Origin of the sequence: Streptomyces sp. NPDC050509 (genome assembly GCF_044457965.1) — a bacterium.
GTDB lineage: Bacteria > Actinomycetota > Actinomycetes > Streptomycetales > Streptomycetaceae > Streptomyces.
In genome coordinates this window covers 58,482-72,955 of sequence record NZ_JBITHL010000014.1, presented here as the reverse complement: position 1 = coordinate 72,955, position 14,474 = coordinate 58,482, and the positions used below count along the sequence as shown (strand labels likewise).

Annotated in this window: 10 protein-coding genes and 1 pseudogene; 9 read left to right on the top strand and 2 right to left on the bottom strand. The window is 72.5% G+C overall.

Annotated features, from left to right (window positions below):
* Positions 1-5 precede the first annotated feature (5 nt).
* Positions 6-1,256, bottom strand: a complete 1,251-nt coding sequence (locus tag ACIBJC_RS32415) for an extracellular solute-binding protein (protein WP_399298676.1) — start codon at positions 1,254-1,256, stop codon at positions 6-8.
* 169 nt (positions 1,257-1,425) lie between these two features.
* Positions 1,426-2,475, bottom strand: a complete 1,050-nt coding sequence (locus ACIBJC_RS32410; protein WP_399298674.1) for a LacI family DNA-binding transcriptional regulator — start codon at positions 2,473-2,475, stop codon at positions 1,426-1,428.
* 328 nt (positions 2,476-2,803) lie between these two features.
* Between ACIBJC_RS32410 and ACIBJC_RS32405 the strand changes: the two genes are divergently transcribed.
* The 9 genes and pseudogenes from ACIBJC_RS32405 to ACIBJC_RS32365 all read left to right on the top strand — a co-directional run bounded on the left by ACIBJC_RS32405 (position 2,804) and on the right by ACIBJC_RS32365 (position 14,318).
* Positions 2,804-4,978: a glycogen debranching N-terminal domain-containing protein gene (locus ACIBJC_RS32405; protein WP_399298673.1), complete on the top strand. Its 2,175-nt coding sequence runs from the start codon at positions 2,804-2,806 to the stop codon at positions 4,976-4,978.
* A 229-nt stretch (positions 4,979-5,207) separates the two neighbouring features.
* The gene (locus ACIBJC_RS32400; RefSeq protein ID WP_399298671.1) at positions 5,208-5,612 is read left to right on the top strand and encodes a cell division protein SepF; all 405 of its coding nucleotides are present in this window, start codon (positions 5,208-5,210) and stop codon (positions 5,610-5,612) included.
* Between the two features lie 55 nt (positions 5,613-5,667).
* Entirely contained in the window at positions 5,668-6,843 is a 1,176-nt protein-coding gene (locus ACIBJC_RS32395) for an ATP-binding protein (protein WP_399298669.1), read from the top strand.
* The gene (locus ACIBJC_RS32390) at positions 6,840-7,184 is read left to right on the top strand and encodes a nucleotide pyrophosphohydrolase (protein WP_399298668.1); all 345 of its coding nucleotides are present in this window, start codon (positions 6,840-6,842) and stop codon (positions 7,182-7,184) included. Before ACIBJC_RS32395 ends, ACIBJC_RS32390 begins: the two co-directional genes overlap by 4 nt.
* Positions 7,185-7,334: 150 nt before the next feature.
* Positions 7,335-7,823: pseudogene (locus tag ACIBJC_RS32385) on the top strand (DUF6099 family protein); the annotation flags it as partial.
* A gap of 290 nt (positions 7,824-8,113) precedes the next feature.
* Positions 8,114-9,037, top strand: coding sequence for an LLM class F420-dependent oxidoreductase (locus ACIBJC_RS32380; protein ID WP_399298666.1), 924 nt, complete (start codon positions 8,114-8,116; stop codon positions 9,035-9,037).
* A 104-nt stretch (positions 9,038-9,141) separates the two neighbouring features.
* A complete protein-coding gene (gene mmuM, locus ACIBJC_RS32375; RefSeq protein WP_399298664.1) occupies positions 9,142-10,044 on the top strand; it encodes a homocysteine S-methyltransferase in 903 nt (300 codons plus the stop codon).
* 96 nt (positions 10,045-10,140) lie between these two features.
* Positions 10,141-11,676: a 3' terminal RNA ribose 2'-O-methyltransferase Hen1 gene (locus tag ACIBJC_RS32370; protein ID WP_399298662.1), complete on the top strand. Its 1,536-nt coding sequence runs from the start codon at positions 10,141-10,143 to the stop codon at positions 11,674-11,676.
* Positions 11,673-14,318 (top strand): polynucleotide kinase-phosphatase, encoded by a 2,646-nt coding sequence (locus tag ACIBJC_RS32365; RefSeq protein ID WP_399298660.1) that lies wholly within the window; start codon positions 11,673-11,675, stop codon positions 14,316-14,318. The genes ACIBJC_RS32370 and ACIBJC_RS32365 overlap by 4 nt, the downstream gene beginning before the upstream one ends.
* Positions 14,319-14,474 lie beyond the last annotated feature (156 nt).

Below are 14,474 nucleotides of genomic sequence, written 5' to 3'. Positions count from 1 at the left end.
GGTGCTCAGTTGCCCTTCGCGATCGCCTGTTCGCCGTTGCGCTGGAGGTCGGCGAGGATCTTCTTCGGGTCCGCGGTACGCAGCGACTGGAGGTCGGTGTTGAACTGGCTGAGCACCTTGTCGAACCCGGCGATGGTCACCGGACCCTGCGCGTAGGCGCTGCCGTCCACCCACGCCTTGGCCCGGGGCTCCTGCGCGGCGTACGTCTTCAGCGCGCTGGTGCGCGAGGGCATGACGCCGAACGCGTCGGCGAAGGCGAGCTGCTGGCCGGCGGAGGTCAGGTACTTCACCAGGTCGACCCCGGCCGTACGGTGCGCGCTGTCGGAGGCGACGCCCCAGCAGTTGCTGAAGGCGAGCGTGCCCTGGCCCGCCGGGCCCGCGGGGAGCGGGGCGACGGCGTACTTCACGTCCGGGTAGTCGGACTTCATCCCGCCGTCGAGCCAGTTGCCCTCGATGGTCATGGCGGCCCTGCCCTTACCGAGGGCCTCGCCGCCCCAGCTCGTGTCCACCTGCTTGGCGAACTTCATCGAGCCCGACTTCAGCAGGGACCGCACGTAGGAGAGGCCTTCGGCGTTCTGCGTGGTGTCCGCCGTCATCTTCGTCTGGCCGCTGTCGGTGATCCAGCCGCCCGCCTGCTTCATGAAGACGCCGAGGCGCTGGAACTCGTCGCTGGTGACCAGGCCGGTGACGCCGTCACCGGTGAGCTTGTCCGCGACCTTCTTCAGGTCCGCCCAGTTCTTCGGGTAGTCCTGCTCCGTCAGCCCGGCCTTCTCCCACAGGTCGGTGTTGATCGCGAGGCCGAGCGTGGAGGTGTCCTTGGGCAGACAGACGAGCTTTCCGTCGTACGAGAAGGACGTGCGGAGCTGCTGCGAGAAGTCGTCCGCGTCGGATATCTCGTCGCCGTACGCGTAGAGCGAGCCGCCCTTGGCGTAGTTCGCGAACTGGTCGGAGTTGACGTAGAAGACGTCCGGCGGCTTGTGCCCGGCGAACGACTGGGCGAGCTGCTGGTTCATGTCCTTGGCGACCTGGACGTCCACCGTGTTGCCGGACTTCTTCGCGTACGCCGCCGCGGCCTTCTTGACGGCCCGGGTCTCGGCATCCCCCGACGTGGCGATCAGCACGGTCAGGTTCTGCTTGCCGGTGGTGTCCTGGGCGGGCGCGTTGTTGTCGGCCTTGTCGAAACCGGACGAACAGCCGGTGGCGGTCAGCAGCGCCGCGCAGGTGGCGAGGGCGGCGACGGCCGTGCGGGTGACCATGTATTCCTCCAGAAAAGATGAAATGTGCTGCTCAGGATCGACTGCGGGTCCCGGCCGCCCGATGCGGGCGGCCGGACCTGGGAGGTGCGTACGGGTGCGTACGGGTGCGTACGGGAAAAGGCCCGGGGCGGTAACGGGGCGGGCCCGCCCCGGGGGTTCGGGGCCGGGCTCAGCCGCCCGGCGGGGGCGTGCTGTCGCGGATGACGAGGGACGGTTCGAGCAGGACACGCTCGGGCGGCGCGTCGGGGGCCGCCATCCGGGCCAGCAGCAGCCGGACACACTCGCGCCCGACGGCCTCCAGGGGCTGGGCGACGGTGGAGAGTCCGGGGGAGAGGAGCGCGGCGGTCGGCGAGTCGTCGAAGCCGACGACGGCCACGTCCCGGCCGGGTACGGCGTCGCGTTCGCGCAGCGCCCGGTAGCAGCCGAGCGCGAGCATGTCGCTCGCGGCGATCACGGCGGTCGCGCCCGCGTCGAGAAGCGGCTCTGCGGCGGAGTGCGCGGAGTCCAGGTCGTCGACGCTCTGCGCCCGGCGGCCCCGTACGGGCAGACCGTGCCGGCGCATGGCGCGCTGCCACCCCTCGGCGCGGTCGTCACCGACGCCCGAGCCGCGCGGCCAGCCGAGGAACGCGATCTTCCGGTGGCCCAGGGCGACCAGGTGCTCGACCGCGGCGTCGGTGCCCGAGGCACCGTCGACGTCCGCCCAGTCACCGATCTGCCGGCCCGACCACATCCGGCCGAAGCCCACGAACGGCACGCCACGCCTGGCCAGCCACGCCTGCCGGGGGTCGCCGCGGTCGGTGCCGCTCAGCACGAAACCGTCGACCCGGTGCAGGTCGAGCAGTTCCTCGTGGCCGTCGAGTCCCGGGCTGCCGGGCGGTGACGCGAACAGCAGGATCCGGTAGCCGGCCTCGTCCGCGGCCTGCGACAGCGCGTGCAGGAAGCGGTCCATGACCGGGGCGGTGCTGCCGGGGGCGGTGGGGCGGATGCCGTATCCGATGAGCTTGCTGGAGCGGGTGCGCAGCGTCTGCGCGGCCCGGTGCGGGCGGTAGCCCATCGTGTCGATGGTGGCGCGGACCCGCTCCAGGGTCTCGGGCTTGAGCAGCCCCGGTGCGTTGAGGGCGTTCGAGACGGTCTGCGGGGAGACCCCGGCCCGCCGCGCCACCATGGCCAGGGTCACGGGACCCGGCTTGGACGAAGGGGGTTTGGTGGAGCGGGGCATGGCTGTCTCCGGAACCGTTCTCACGCATCGACGGGTGAATCTGGCGGGTGGATCTGCGGATCTGTGGATCTGTGGATCTGCGGATCAGCGGATCTGTGGATCTGCGGATCTGCGGATCAGCGGATCTGTGGATCTGCGGATCTGCGGACCCATGGATCTGTGGATCTTGCGGGTGGAACTTCTGCGGATCTTCTGGTGACTCTACGAGTTTATTGGAGCGTTCCAATGCCATTGTCAACGAGCTGAAGTCGTCGTTAGGGTTCTTGGAACGCTCCAATGACTGAGAGGTTCTGCTCTGTTGTCCACCACTGTCAAGACCCACGACACTATGAACTCCGTCGCAGCGGCCCTCCCGGCGGCCGAAGGACTCCAGCCGTTCCTGCATGACGCCTGCGTCACGCTGTACGCGCCGAGCTTCGCGATATCCCACGCGGACGGGCAGGTCCACGGCGGTGCCGACGGTTTCTACCACGGCGACAGCAGAGCCCTCGCCCGGCTGACCGTCGAGGCCGACGGCATCGGGATCGCGCCGGTACGGGGCGCCCTCGAAGGAGCGGACCGCGCGTCCTTCCGCGCGGTGCTGCGCGGCCTGGGCGAGGACACCCCGGACCCCGCCGTCACCCTGCGACGGCGCCGCCGCATCACCCCCGGGTGCCTGGAGGAGACCCTCGAACTCGCCAACGCGGGGCGGCAGCACGTCCGCGTCACCCTGATCGTCACGGCGGCCACCGACCTCGCCCTGATGGAGCGCGTCAAGCAGGGCGACGCACAGCCCGCCCTCGCCGCCACCGCCACGGACGCCGGGCTCGACTGGGCCAGGGACACCTTCTCCGTACGGCTGACCAGCGCCCCGCAGCCGGCCGCCGTCGACGCGGCGTCCGGACGGCTGACGTACGACGTCGAGTTGGCGCCCGGCGCCGGGTGGACCGCCGTACTGCGCTGCGACGCGGCCCACGAGGACGGCGACCAGTTCCCCGCCCCGTCGGCGCGGAGTGTGCCGTGGCGCACGCCGGTGCTGCGCAGCGCCGACCGCCGCTTCGACCAGTGGCTCGGCCAGTCGGCCGCCGACCTCGACCGGCTGCGGCTCACCGACCCGGTACCGGGGGGAGGCGCCGGGGCGTCCGCGCCGCGGGAGGGGGCCGCGAGCTCCGCCGACTTCGGGCGGCTCACCGCCCCGGGGCGCCCCGCCGACCAGTTCCTGGCCGCCGGAGCCCCCTGGTTCCTCACGCTCTTCGGCCGCGACTCCCTGTGGGCGGCCCGTATGCTGCTGCCGCTCGGCACCGGACTCGCCGCGGGAACGCTCCGTACGCTCGCCCGCCGCCAGGGCGTGCGCACCGACCGGGAGACCGAGGAGCAGCCCGGCAAGATCCTGCACGAAGTGCGCCGCGCCGCCCAGACGTTCCACGACAGCTTCGCCCTGCCGCCCAGCTACTACGGCACCGTCGACGCCACCCCGCTCTGGATCACGCTGCTGCACGACTCCTGGCGCTGGGGGCTCGCCCCCGAGGAGGTCGAGGAGCTGCTGCCGCACGCCGAGGCGGCCCTCGGCTGGATGGCCGGCCAGAGCGACGCCGACGGCGACGGCTTCCTGAAGTACATCGACAGCACCGGCCGCGGCCTGGCCAACCAGGGCTGGAAGGACTCCGGCGACGCGATCCGGCACCGCGACGGACGCCTCGCCGCCTCGCCGATCGCGCTCTGCGAGGTGCAGGCGTACGCGTACGAGGCGGCCCGCGGCGGCGCCGCCCTGCTGCGCGCCTTCGGCCGGCCCGGCGCCGACCGCTGGGAGGAGTGGGCGGAACGGCTGCGCGACCGGTTCCGCAGCCACTTCTGGGTGGAGGACGAGCGTGGCCCGTACCCGGCCGTCGCGCTCGACCGGGACCGCAGGCCGGTGGACTCCGTCACCTCCGGCTTCGGCCACCTGCTCGGCACGGGGCTGCTCGACCACGCGGAGAGCGCGCTGCTCGCGGCCAGGATCAGCGCGCCCGACCTGGACTCCGGGCACGGGCTGCGCACGCTGAGCAGCGACTCCGTGGGATACAACCCGTACGGCTACCACATCGGTTCGATCTGGCCGCACGACACCGCGATCGCGGTCCACGGACTGGTCAGGGCCGGTTTCCCGGACGCCGCGGCGCCGCTCGCGGCCGGGCTGCTCACCGCGTCCGCGGGGTTCGACGCCCGGCTGCCCGAGCTGTTCGCCGGGCACGGCGCGGCGATCGACCCGGTGCCCTCGCCGTACCCGGCGTCCTGCCGTCCGCAGGCGTGGGCGGCGGCCTCGTCCGTGCTGGTCCTCCAGTCCGCGCTGGGGCTCTCCGCCGATGTCCCGGGCGGCACCCTGACCGTCGCGCCCACGTTCACGGAGGCGTACCGGCCGCTGAAGGTCGAGGGGTTCGATGTCGCGGGCGGGCGGCTCGACATCGCGGTCGACGCGGACGGTACGGCGCACGTCGAGGCGCCCGCCGGCCTTGAGGTGAGGAGGGAACACCTCCCGTCCCGTTGAGACGAGGGCGCGCGCGATGTGAGGATGGGCCCTGAAGGGGTACGGGGGCGGGGGCCCATCCCTCCGGTCCCTGTCCGGTGGAGTCCGGGAGCCCCGGAGTCCGGGAGCCCCGGAGTCCGGGGGAGTCGATCGTCACACAGGCGTGGACAGCCGTGTCGTTGATGGGCCGAACGGGTGAGACGCGGGAGGATGACCTGATGCAGACAGAGCGTGCGGGCAGGGTGGTCCGGTGAGCAGGTACGGCCGTTACGACGGATATGACGCCACCGACGAGCAGTGGGAGGGCCTGGCCCAGGTCGTCCCGTTGCGGGGTCGCAACGAGTGGCCCTCGCGGGTGGACCACACGACCGTCCCCCGGGAGCCCGTCGAGGAGCACCGGCGCTTCATCGTGCTGCGGGTCCAGGTGTTCGCGGACGCGCGGGAGGTGGCCGACCATCTCATCGCCCGGATCCCGGTGCTGCTGGATCTCACCGGCGCCGAGACCGATGTGGCCAAGCGCATCCTCGACTTCAGCAGCGGGGTGGTCTTCGGCCTCGGCAGCGGGATGCACCGGGTCGACAAGAACGTCTTCCTGCTGGCCCCGATCGGCACCGAGGTCGAGGGGATCGCGGCGGACACCGTCCCCCGATCGTAGGAAGGTCCCGCAGGCGGAACGGTTCGCCGCCCAGGTCGCCGCATACGGTCCGGCCATGGAAGCCATCCGCCCCGTCCGCCCCGTCCGCCTGAGGTCCGCCGCCGCCCGGCCCCGCCCCGTCGTCACCGAACTCCGGCTCTCCGCCTACACCTCGCACCGCGGGGCGGCCTTCCCGCTCGGTCCCGTGACGCTCTTCACCGGCGCGAGCGGCAGCGGCAAGTCGACGGCGCTGGCGGCGTACGAGTCGCTGGCCCGGCTCGGCGCGGGCGCCACGCTCGGCGAGGTCTTCCCCGACCCGGCGGCCTGCGTCCCCGAGCGGGCCGCGGCCGACGCGCAGGGGCGGCGCGGCTTCCGGATCGGCTGCACCGTCGACGGCCCGGCCGGCCCCGTACAGCTCGACCTCGCCGTCCAGGCCGAACCCGAACTCCGCATCGTCGGCGAGCGGCTGACCGGCGGCGGGCAGACCCTGCTGGCCACGGCGCTGCGCGATCCGGGGCGGCCCTCCGTGCAGGCGGCCTGGCACACGGCGGGCGCGGTGCCCGTGACCCGCGCCCCGCTCCCCGACGACCGGCTGGGCACGGCGCTGCTGCCGCTGCGCGTCGCGGGGCGCACGGAGGGACAGTTGCGGGTACTCGCCGCCGCCGAGCAGACCGTACTCGCGCTGCGGTCCGTCTTCGCCTGCGACCCGCAGCCGCAGCTCATGCGGGTGCCGGTGGCCCGCGGGCAGGGGCGGCTGCGCCGGGGGTGCGGGAATCTGGCGGCGGTACTCGACCGTACCCTGGAGCACCGACAGGACCGCTGCGCCGGACGGTTGGCGGCGGCGGCGCGGGCGGGGTGCGCGGGCCCGGTGACGGAGCTGGCCGTCGAACGGTTCGCTGACGGTACGGTACGGGCGCTGCTGGCCAGGGACGCCTCGGGCGTCCGTCCCGCCACCCCCGTGGACCGGCTCGGCGAGGGCGAACTGCGGTATCTGGCGCTGGCGCTCGTCCTGTTGACGGGCCCGGGAGTGCTGGCGGCGGACCAGCCCGCCGAGGTGGATCCGGCGCTGCGCTCCCTCACCGTCCTCGCGGACGGCTTCGACCGGAGCCTGGACCGGCGGCAGACCGGCGAACTGCTCTCCCTGGCGGCGGCGGTCTGCGCGGAGGACCGGCTCAGGCTGGTGGGGGCGGTCTCGGACGCGTCGTACGCGCGCGGGGCGACCGGCGTGACGGTGGTAGACCTGAACCCGTGACCGAACTCGATGTGGCGGAACTGCAACGGAGACTGGCCGCGTTCGCGGCGGCGCGGGAGTGGGAGCCGTACCACACCCCCAAGAACCTGGCGGCGGCGCTGAGCGTCGAGGCGTCGGAGCTGCTGGAGATCTTCCAGTGGCTGACGCCCGAGGAGTCGGCGCGGGTGATGACGGACCCGGAGTCGGCCCACCGGGTGAGGGACGAGGTGGCGGACGTGCTCGCGTATCTCCTCCAGTTCTGCGGGGTGCTGGGTGTCGACCCGCTCGCGGCGCTCGCCGCGAAGGTGGAGCGGAATGAGGTCCGCTTTCCGCCCAAGAGGCCTGTCGATCATGATGATTGAGGGCGATTGTCACTCTCCGGAGTGGCCAAGTTATGCACAACGAGCCTGCTGTCCACAGATTTCCGCAATGCTCTAGCTTTTTTGCTCCGATGCGCTCACTCTGGGTAGTGGAGTTCATGGGCAGGATTCTCGCGGGAATGGGGACTGCGGATGGATGCGGAACGGCTCATCGGCGTGAGCCGGCATGCCCTGGCGGCGAGCGCGGAAGAAATGGACGTCATCGCGGAGGCGTGGCAGGCACAGGCCCTCGCGCAGGCGATCGGCCATCAGTTGGCGTTGAGGGGTCCGAAGGAACTGCGAGGCGAGGCGCGGGATCTGCGCGATCTGCGGGATCTGTACGGGGACGGCGGGGGCGGCTGCGTTCCGCCGGAGATACCGGGGCTCGGCGTCGGAGCGATACGGGCGCTTCAGCTCTCGGGGGTACGGGACGTGCGGGCGGCGCTGACCGGACTCGGGGCGTTGCTGGGTGAGGTGGGCATCGCGCTGGTCGCGGTGGCGTGTGCGACGGACGAGGAGGCTCTGTACTGGCAGTGCATCGAAGCGATCGACGCGGCGGACGAGTCGAACGACCGGGTGGGTGGGATGCTGCGTCGGCTCCTCACGCAAGAGCGTGAGAGGGAACGGGTGATCGAGCGGGAGCGGGACCGGGAGGAGGAGCGCGTGTGGCCGAGCGAGTGGCGGCGCGAGCGGGGATGGGACGGGATGCCGGCCGGAGGCCGTGACCGGGGACGTGCCGGGGATCACATCCCGGAGCGTGTCCCGGACCGAGTCCCGGACCGAGTCGTGGACCGGGGCGTGGACCATGGCGGGGATCACGGACGGGAGCGGGGCAGAGGGCGCGGCAGGGAGGAGGCGGCCGACTCGCCGGTGGGGCCGCTCTGACGAGGGACGTCGGAGAGGCACCCCGCGCGAAGGTGCAGGATGGAGCCATGGATCTGCGCATCTTCACCGAGCCCCAGCAAGGGGCGAGCTACGACACACTGCTGACCGTGGCCAAGGCCACCGAGGACCTCGGCTTTGACGCCTTTTTCCGGTCCGACCACTATCTGCGGATGGGTTCCGTGGACGGTCTCCCCGGGCCGACCGACGCCTGGATCACCTTGGCGGGGCTGGCCCGGGAGACCAAGCGGATCCGGCTGGGCACCCTGATGACGGCCGGGACGTTCCGCCTCCCGGGCGTCCTGGCCATCCAGGTCGCCCAGGTCGACCAGATGTCCGGCGGCCGGGTCGAACTGGGGCTGGGCGCCGGCTGGTTCGAGGACGAGCACAAGGCGTACGGGATCCCGTTCCCCAAGGAGAAGTTCGCCCGGCTGGAGGAGCAGCTCGCCATCGTGACGGGGCTGTGGGCCACCGAGGCCGGCCAGACCTTCTCGTACGACGGCACGTATTACCAGCTCACCGACTCGCCCGCGCTGCCCAAGCCCACACAGCGCAAGGTGCCGGTGCTGATCGGCGGGCACGGCGCGACGCGCACGCCTCGGCTCACCGCTCAGTACGCCGATGAGTTCAACATCCCGTTCGCCTCCGTCGAGGACACCGAGCGGCAGTTCGGCCGGGTGCGGGACGCGGCCGCGAAGGCGGGGCGCGCGGCGGACGACCTCGTGTACTCGAACGCGCTGGTCGTGTGCGTGGGCAAGGACGACGCGGAGGTGGCCCGCCGGGCCGCCGCCCTCGGACGGGAGGTGGAGGAGCTGAAGGCGAACGGGCTGGCGGGCTCGCCCGCGGAGGTGGTCGACAAGATCGGACGGTACGCGGCCGTCGGTTCCTCGCGGATCTACCTCCAGATGATGGATCTGGACGATCTCGACCATCTGGAGCTGATCTCCTCGCAGGTCCAGTCGCAGTTGAGCTGAACCACCCGTACACGGCGGTGCGCCCGGCCGGGGCCGACCCCGGCCGGCCCCGCCCAGCCCCCCGGCCGCCCGATCATCCGACGCACCTGAGTCCTGGAGCCACCGTGAAGCCCGCCCGCACCCTCGCCGCCGCACTCGCCGAGGGGACCGTCGTCCTCGACGGCGGTCTCTCCAACCAGCTCAAGGCGCAGGGCTGCGACCTGTCCGACGAGCTGTGGTCGGCGAGGCTCCTCGTCGACAGCCCCGAACAGATCGAGGCCGCCCACGCGGCGTATGTGCGTGCGGGCGCCCAGGTGCTCATCACCTCCAGCTATCAGGCGACGTACGAGGGGTTCGCGCAGCGCGGCGTGGGCCGGGACGAGGCGAGCGCGCTGCTGGCCCGCAGCGTGGAGCTGGCCCGCGACGCGGCCGAGGTGGAGCCGCGTGAGGTGTGGGTGGCCGCCTCGGTGGGCCCGTACGGCGCGATGCTCGCGGACGGCAGCGAGTACCGCGGGCGGTACGGGCTGTCGGTGGCGGAGCTGGAGCGCTTCCACCGGCCGAGGATCGAGACCCTCGCGGCGGCAGGTCCCGATGTGCTGGCGCTGGAGACCGTGCCGGACGCCGACGAGGCGCAGGCGCTGCTGCGCGCCGCCGAGGGGTGCGGAGTGCCGGTGTGGCTCTCGTACTCCATCGCGGGGGAGCGCACCCGCGCCGGCCAGCCGCTCGCCGAGGCCTTCGCCCTGGCGGCCGGGAACGCGTCGGTGATCGCGGTGGGCGTCAACTGCTGCGAGCCCGGGGACACGGACCGCGCCGTGGAGATCGCCGCCGAGGTGACGGGCAAGCCCGTCGTCGTCTATCCGAACAGCGGCGAGGAGTGGGATGCCGTGGCACGGGGCTGGCGCGGGGACCCGGCGTTCGACCCGTCCCGGGTGCGCTCCTGGCAGGCGGCGGGCGCGCGACTGGTGGGCGGGTGCTGCCGGGTCGGCCCGGCCGAGATCACCGAACTCGCCGGTTTCACCGGGCGCTGACGACGGAGGGCAAGAGACCCCGGCGGGGGAGGGGGCGGTGGCGCCCGCGGGGAAAACCCCTCGTGGTGGCGGGCCGACCGGGCAATACTCGATCAGGTGTTCCTGACGATCAGTACCACCGGCACCCCAGAATGCCCCGCGACCGACCTCGGGTTTCTGCTGCACAAACATCCCGACCGGGCGCAGACGTTCTCCACCTCCCATGGCACCGCCCATGTGTTCTACCCCGAGGCGTCCGCCGAGCGCTGCACGGCGGCGCTGCTGCTGGAGATCGATCCGGTGGCGCTGGTCCGGAGGGGCAAGGGCAAGGGCCGGGGCGGCGCCCCCGACGCGGCGCTCGCGCAGTACGTCAACGACCGCCCCTACGCGGCCTCCTCGCTGCTCGCGGTCGCGCTGGCCACCGTGTTCAAGAGCGCGCTGCGCGGCGTCTGCGCCGCGCTGCCCGAGCGGGCCGCGAGCCCGCTGCCGCTGCGGATCGAGATCCCCGCGGTGCCCGCGCGCGGCGGCGCCGAACTGGTCGGCGCGCTCTTCGGACCGCTGGGCTGGGCCTCGGTGGAGGCGCGGCCGGTGGCGCTGGACGAGCGGTTCCCGCAGTGGGGCGAGTCCCGTTACGTACAGCTCGTCCTGGAGGGCGAACTGCGGCTCGCCGACGCGCTGCGCCAGCTCTACGTACTGCTGCCGGTGCTCGACGGCGCCAAGCACTACTGGGTCGCGCCCGACGAGGTGGACAAGCTGCTGCGGGCGGGCGAGGGCTGGCTGGCCGACCACCCCGAGCGGAAGCTGATCACCAGCCGCTATCTCGCCCGCCGCTGGGGGCTGACCCAGGAGGCCATGGACCGGCTCGAACTGGTCAGGCTCGCCGAGGCCGACGACATCGAGGTCGAGGCACTCGACAACGCGGTCGAGGTGGAAGCCCCCGCCGAAACCCCTGACGAGGCCGCCGCCGCAGCCGAAGCCGGTGGTGACGTGGCCGAAGCCGGCGACGACATCGCGAAGGCGCCCTCGCTCGCCGAACTGCGGCGCGCCGCGATCCTGGCCGCCCTGCGTGACGCGGACGCGAGCACGGTGCTCGACCTGGGGTGCGGCCAGGGGCAGCTCGTCCAGGCGCTGCTGAAGGACCCGCGATTCACCCGTGTCGTCGGTGTGGACGTGTCCGTACGGGCACTGACCGTCGCCGCGCGCCGGCTCAAGCTGGACCGCATGGGGGAGCGCCAGGCCGAGCGTGTCTCGCTGGTCCAGGGCGCTCTCACGTACACCGACAAACGGATCGCGGGCTACGACGCGGCCGTGCTGAGCGAGGTCGTCGAACATGTCGACCCGCCGCGGCTGCCCGCCCTGGAGTACGCGGTGTTCGCCGCGGCCCGGCCGCGCACGGTGATCGTCACCACACCGAACGCCGAGTACAACGTGCGCTGGGAGACCTTGCCCGCCGGGCACGTGCGCCACAGCGACCACCGCTTCGAGTGGACCCGGGCGGAGTTCCGGGCCTGGGCCGAGGAGGTGGGGCGGCGCCACGGCTACGGGGTGAGCTATGTCCCCGTCGGGAACGACGACCCGGAGGTGGGACCGCCCACCCAGATGGCCGTCTTCGCCGGGAACGCGACGAACGAGAAGGAGGGGAAGACCGGATGACCGGCGAGAACGACAGTCCCATCGAGAACCACAGCGAGAACGACAGCGGGAACGGGATCGGGAACGACAGCGGGATCGGGAACGGCGGCGGGACCGTGGCCACCGGCGGCCCGCGCGCACCCCGCCTCCTCCGCGTGCCCGACCTCTCCCTCGTCGTGCTGATCGGGGCCACCGGATCCGGCAAGTCCACCTTCGCCCGCAGCCGGTTCAAGCCCACCGAGGTGGTCTCCTCCGACGTCTGCCGCGGCCTGGTCGCCGACGACGAGAACGACCAGAGTGCGAGCGGCGACGCCTTCGACCTGCTCCACTACCTCGTCGGCAAGCGCCTTGCGGCCGGCCGGCTCACCGTCGTCGACGCCACGAACGTGCAGGCCGACAGCCGTAAGCAGCTCGTACGGCTGGCCCGCGAGCACGATGTGCTGCCCGTCGCGATCGTGCTCGACCTGCCCGAGGAGGTGTGCGCAGCGCGCAACGCGGCCCGCCCCGAGCGCGCCGGGATGCCCCGCCGGGTGATCAAGCGCCACCGCGGCGAGCTGCGCCGCTCGCTGCGCGGACTGGAGCGCGAGGGCTTCCGTACGGTGCATGTCCTGCGCGGCGAACGGGAGGTGGAGGACGCCGAGGTCGTCCTCGAACGCCGTTACAACGACCTCCGTCACCTCACAGGCCCCTTCGACATCATCGGTGACATCCACGGCTGCCGCTCGGAGCTGGAGACCCTGCTCGGCAGGCTCGGTTACGTCGACGGCGTCCACCCGCACGGACGGACGGCCGTCTTCGTCGGCGACCTGGTCGACCGGGGCCCCGACAGCCCCGGGGTGCTGCGCCGGGTGATGGGCATGGTCGGGGCGGGCAGCGCCCTGTGCGTCTCCGGAAACCACGAGAACAAGCTCGGGCGCTGGCTCAAGGGGCGGAAGGTCCAGCTCACGCACGGACTCGCCGAGACGGTCGAGCAGTTGGGGACGGAGGACGACGCGTTCCGCGCGCGGGTCGGGGAGTTCATCGACGGGCTCGTCAGCCACTACGTACTGGACGGCGGCAGACTGGTGGTCTGCCACGCCGGGCTGCCCGAGAAGTACCACGGCCGCACCTCGGGCCGGGTCCGCTCGCACGCCCTGTACGGGGACACCACGGGCGAGACCGACGAGTTCGGCCTGCCCGTGCGCTACCCGTGGGCCGAGGACTACCGGGGCCGGGCGGCTGTGGTCTACGGCCACACCCCCGTACCGAACACCTCGTGGCTCAACAACACGCTCTGCCTCGACACCGGAGCGGTCTTCGGCGGCCGGATGACCGCGCTGCGCTGGCCCGAGCGTGAGCTGGTCGACGTACCGGCCGAGCGGGTCTGGTACGCACCGGCCAAGCCGCTGGCCACCGAGGCCCCCGGTGGCCGGGAGGGCCGGCCGCTGGACCTCGCCGATGTGCACGGCCGGCGGATCGTGGAGACGCGTCACATGGCGCGCCTCGCGGTACGCGAGGAGAACGCGGCGGCGGCCCTGGAGGTGATGAGCCGTTTCGCGATCGACCCGCGGCTGCTCGCCTATCTGCCGCCCACCATGGCCCCGACGGCCACGTCGAACGAGGACGGCTTCCTGGAGTATCCGGCCGAGGCGTTCGCGCAGTACGCCGCGGACGGCGTCACGCGGGTCGTGTGCGAGGAGAAGCACATGGGCTCCCGCGCGGTGGTGCTGGTCTGCGAGAACGCGGCGGTGGCCGAGGCGCGCTTCGGGGTGCGCGGAGCCACCGGCGCGCTGCACACCCGTACAGGGCGGCCGTTCTTCGACGACCCCGCGGTCACCGAGGAGATCCTGGGCCGGCTGCGGACCGCCGTGACCGCCGCGGATCTCTGGCGAGAACTGGACACGGACTGGCTGCTCCTGGACGCCGAGCTGATGCCCTGGTCGCTGAAGGCGACCGGCCTGCTCCGTACCCAGTACGCGGCGGTGGGCGCCGCGGCGGGCGCGGCGTTCCCCGCGGTCACCGGCGCCCTCGAAGCCGCGGTGGCCCGGGGCGTACCGGCGGCCGGGCTGCTGGCGGCCCAGCGCGAACGGGCCGCCGACGCCGCCGCGTTCACCGAGGCGTACCGGCGGTACTGCTGGACCACGGACGGTCTGGACGGTGTGCGTCTGGCGCCGTTCCAGCTCCTGGCCGCGCGGGGCCGCACCCTCGCCGGTGTGCCGCACGACCGCCAGTTGGCGTGGCTGGACCGGCTGGTCGAGCACGACCCGGCCGGGCTGCTCCAGGTCACCCGGCGGCTGCTGGTCGACACGGGCGACGCGGACTCGGTGCGCGGCGGGGTGGACTGGTGGCTGGAGATGACGGAGCGCGGCGGCGAGGGCATGGTCGTCAAGCCGCTCCAGGCACTGGTGAAGGACGCGAAGGGACGGCTGGTCCAGCCGGGGATCAAGGTCCGGGGCCGCGAGTACCTGCGGATCATCTACGGTCCCGAGTACACCCGGCCGGATAATCTGACGCGGCTGCGCGGCCGGTTCCTCGGCCACAAGCGCTCCCTCGCGCTCAGGGAGTACGCCCTCGGTCTGGAGGCCCTGGCCCGGCTGGCCGACGGTGAACCGCTGTGGCGGATCCACGAAGCGGTCTTCGCGGTGCTGGCCCTGGAGTCGGAACCGGTGGACCCGAGGCTCTGAGCCGCGGCGACGCGGGTTGTCCACAGGGAGGGGGAGGCACTGTCAGTGCCTCCCCCTACGGTGTTTTCCAGGCACGGAGGCGAACACGTGTACCACATTCGCAGCCGTCCTGAAATCGATCCTGCCATTCCGTCGGTAACAGGAGGTTTTGAGGAG

What these genes read in the sequence shown, in the direction of transcription:
- ACIBJC_RS32415 (WP_399298676.1), bottom strand. Translation starts at nt 1,256, where the DNA reads ATGGTCACCCGCACGGCCGTCGCCGCCCTCGCCACCTGCGCGGCGCTG.
- ACIBJC_RS32410 (WP_399298674.1), bottom strand. Translation starts at nt 2,475, where the DNA reads ATGCCCCGCTCCACCAAACCCCCTTCGTCCAAGCCGGGTCCCGTGACC.
- ACIBJC_RS32405 (WP_399298673.1), top strand. Translation starts at nt 2,804, where the DNA reads ATGAACTCCGTCGCAGCGGCCCTCCCGGCGGCCGAAGGACTCCAGCCG.
- ACIBJC_RS32395 (WP_399298669.1), top strand. Translation starts at nt 5,668, where the DNA reads ATGGAAGCCATCCGCCCCGTCCGCCCCGTCCGCCTGAGGTCCGCCGCC.
- ACIBJC_RS32380 (WP_399298666.1), top strand. Translation starts at nt 8,114, where the DNA reads ATGGATCTGCGCATCTTCACCGAGCCCCAGCAAGGGGCGAGCTACGAC.
- ACIBJC_RS32365 (WP_399298660.1), top strand. Translation starts at nt 11,673, where the DNA reads ATGACCGGCGAGAACGACAGTCCCATCGAGAACCACAGCGAGAACGAC.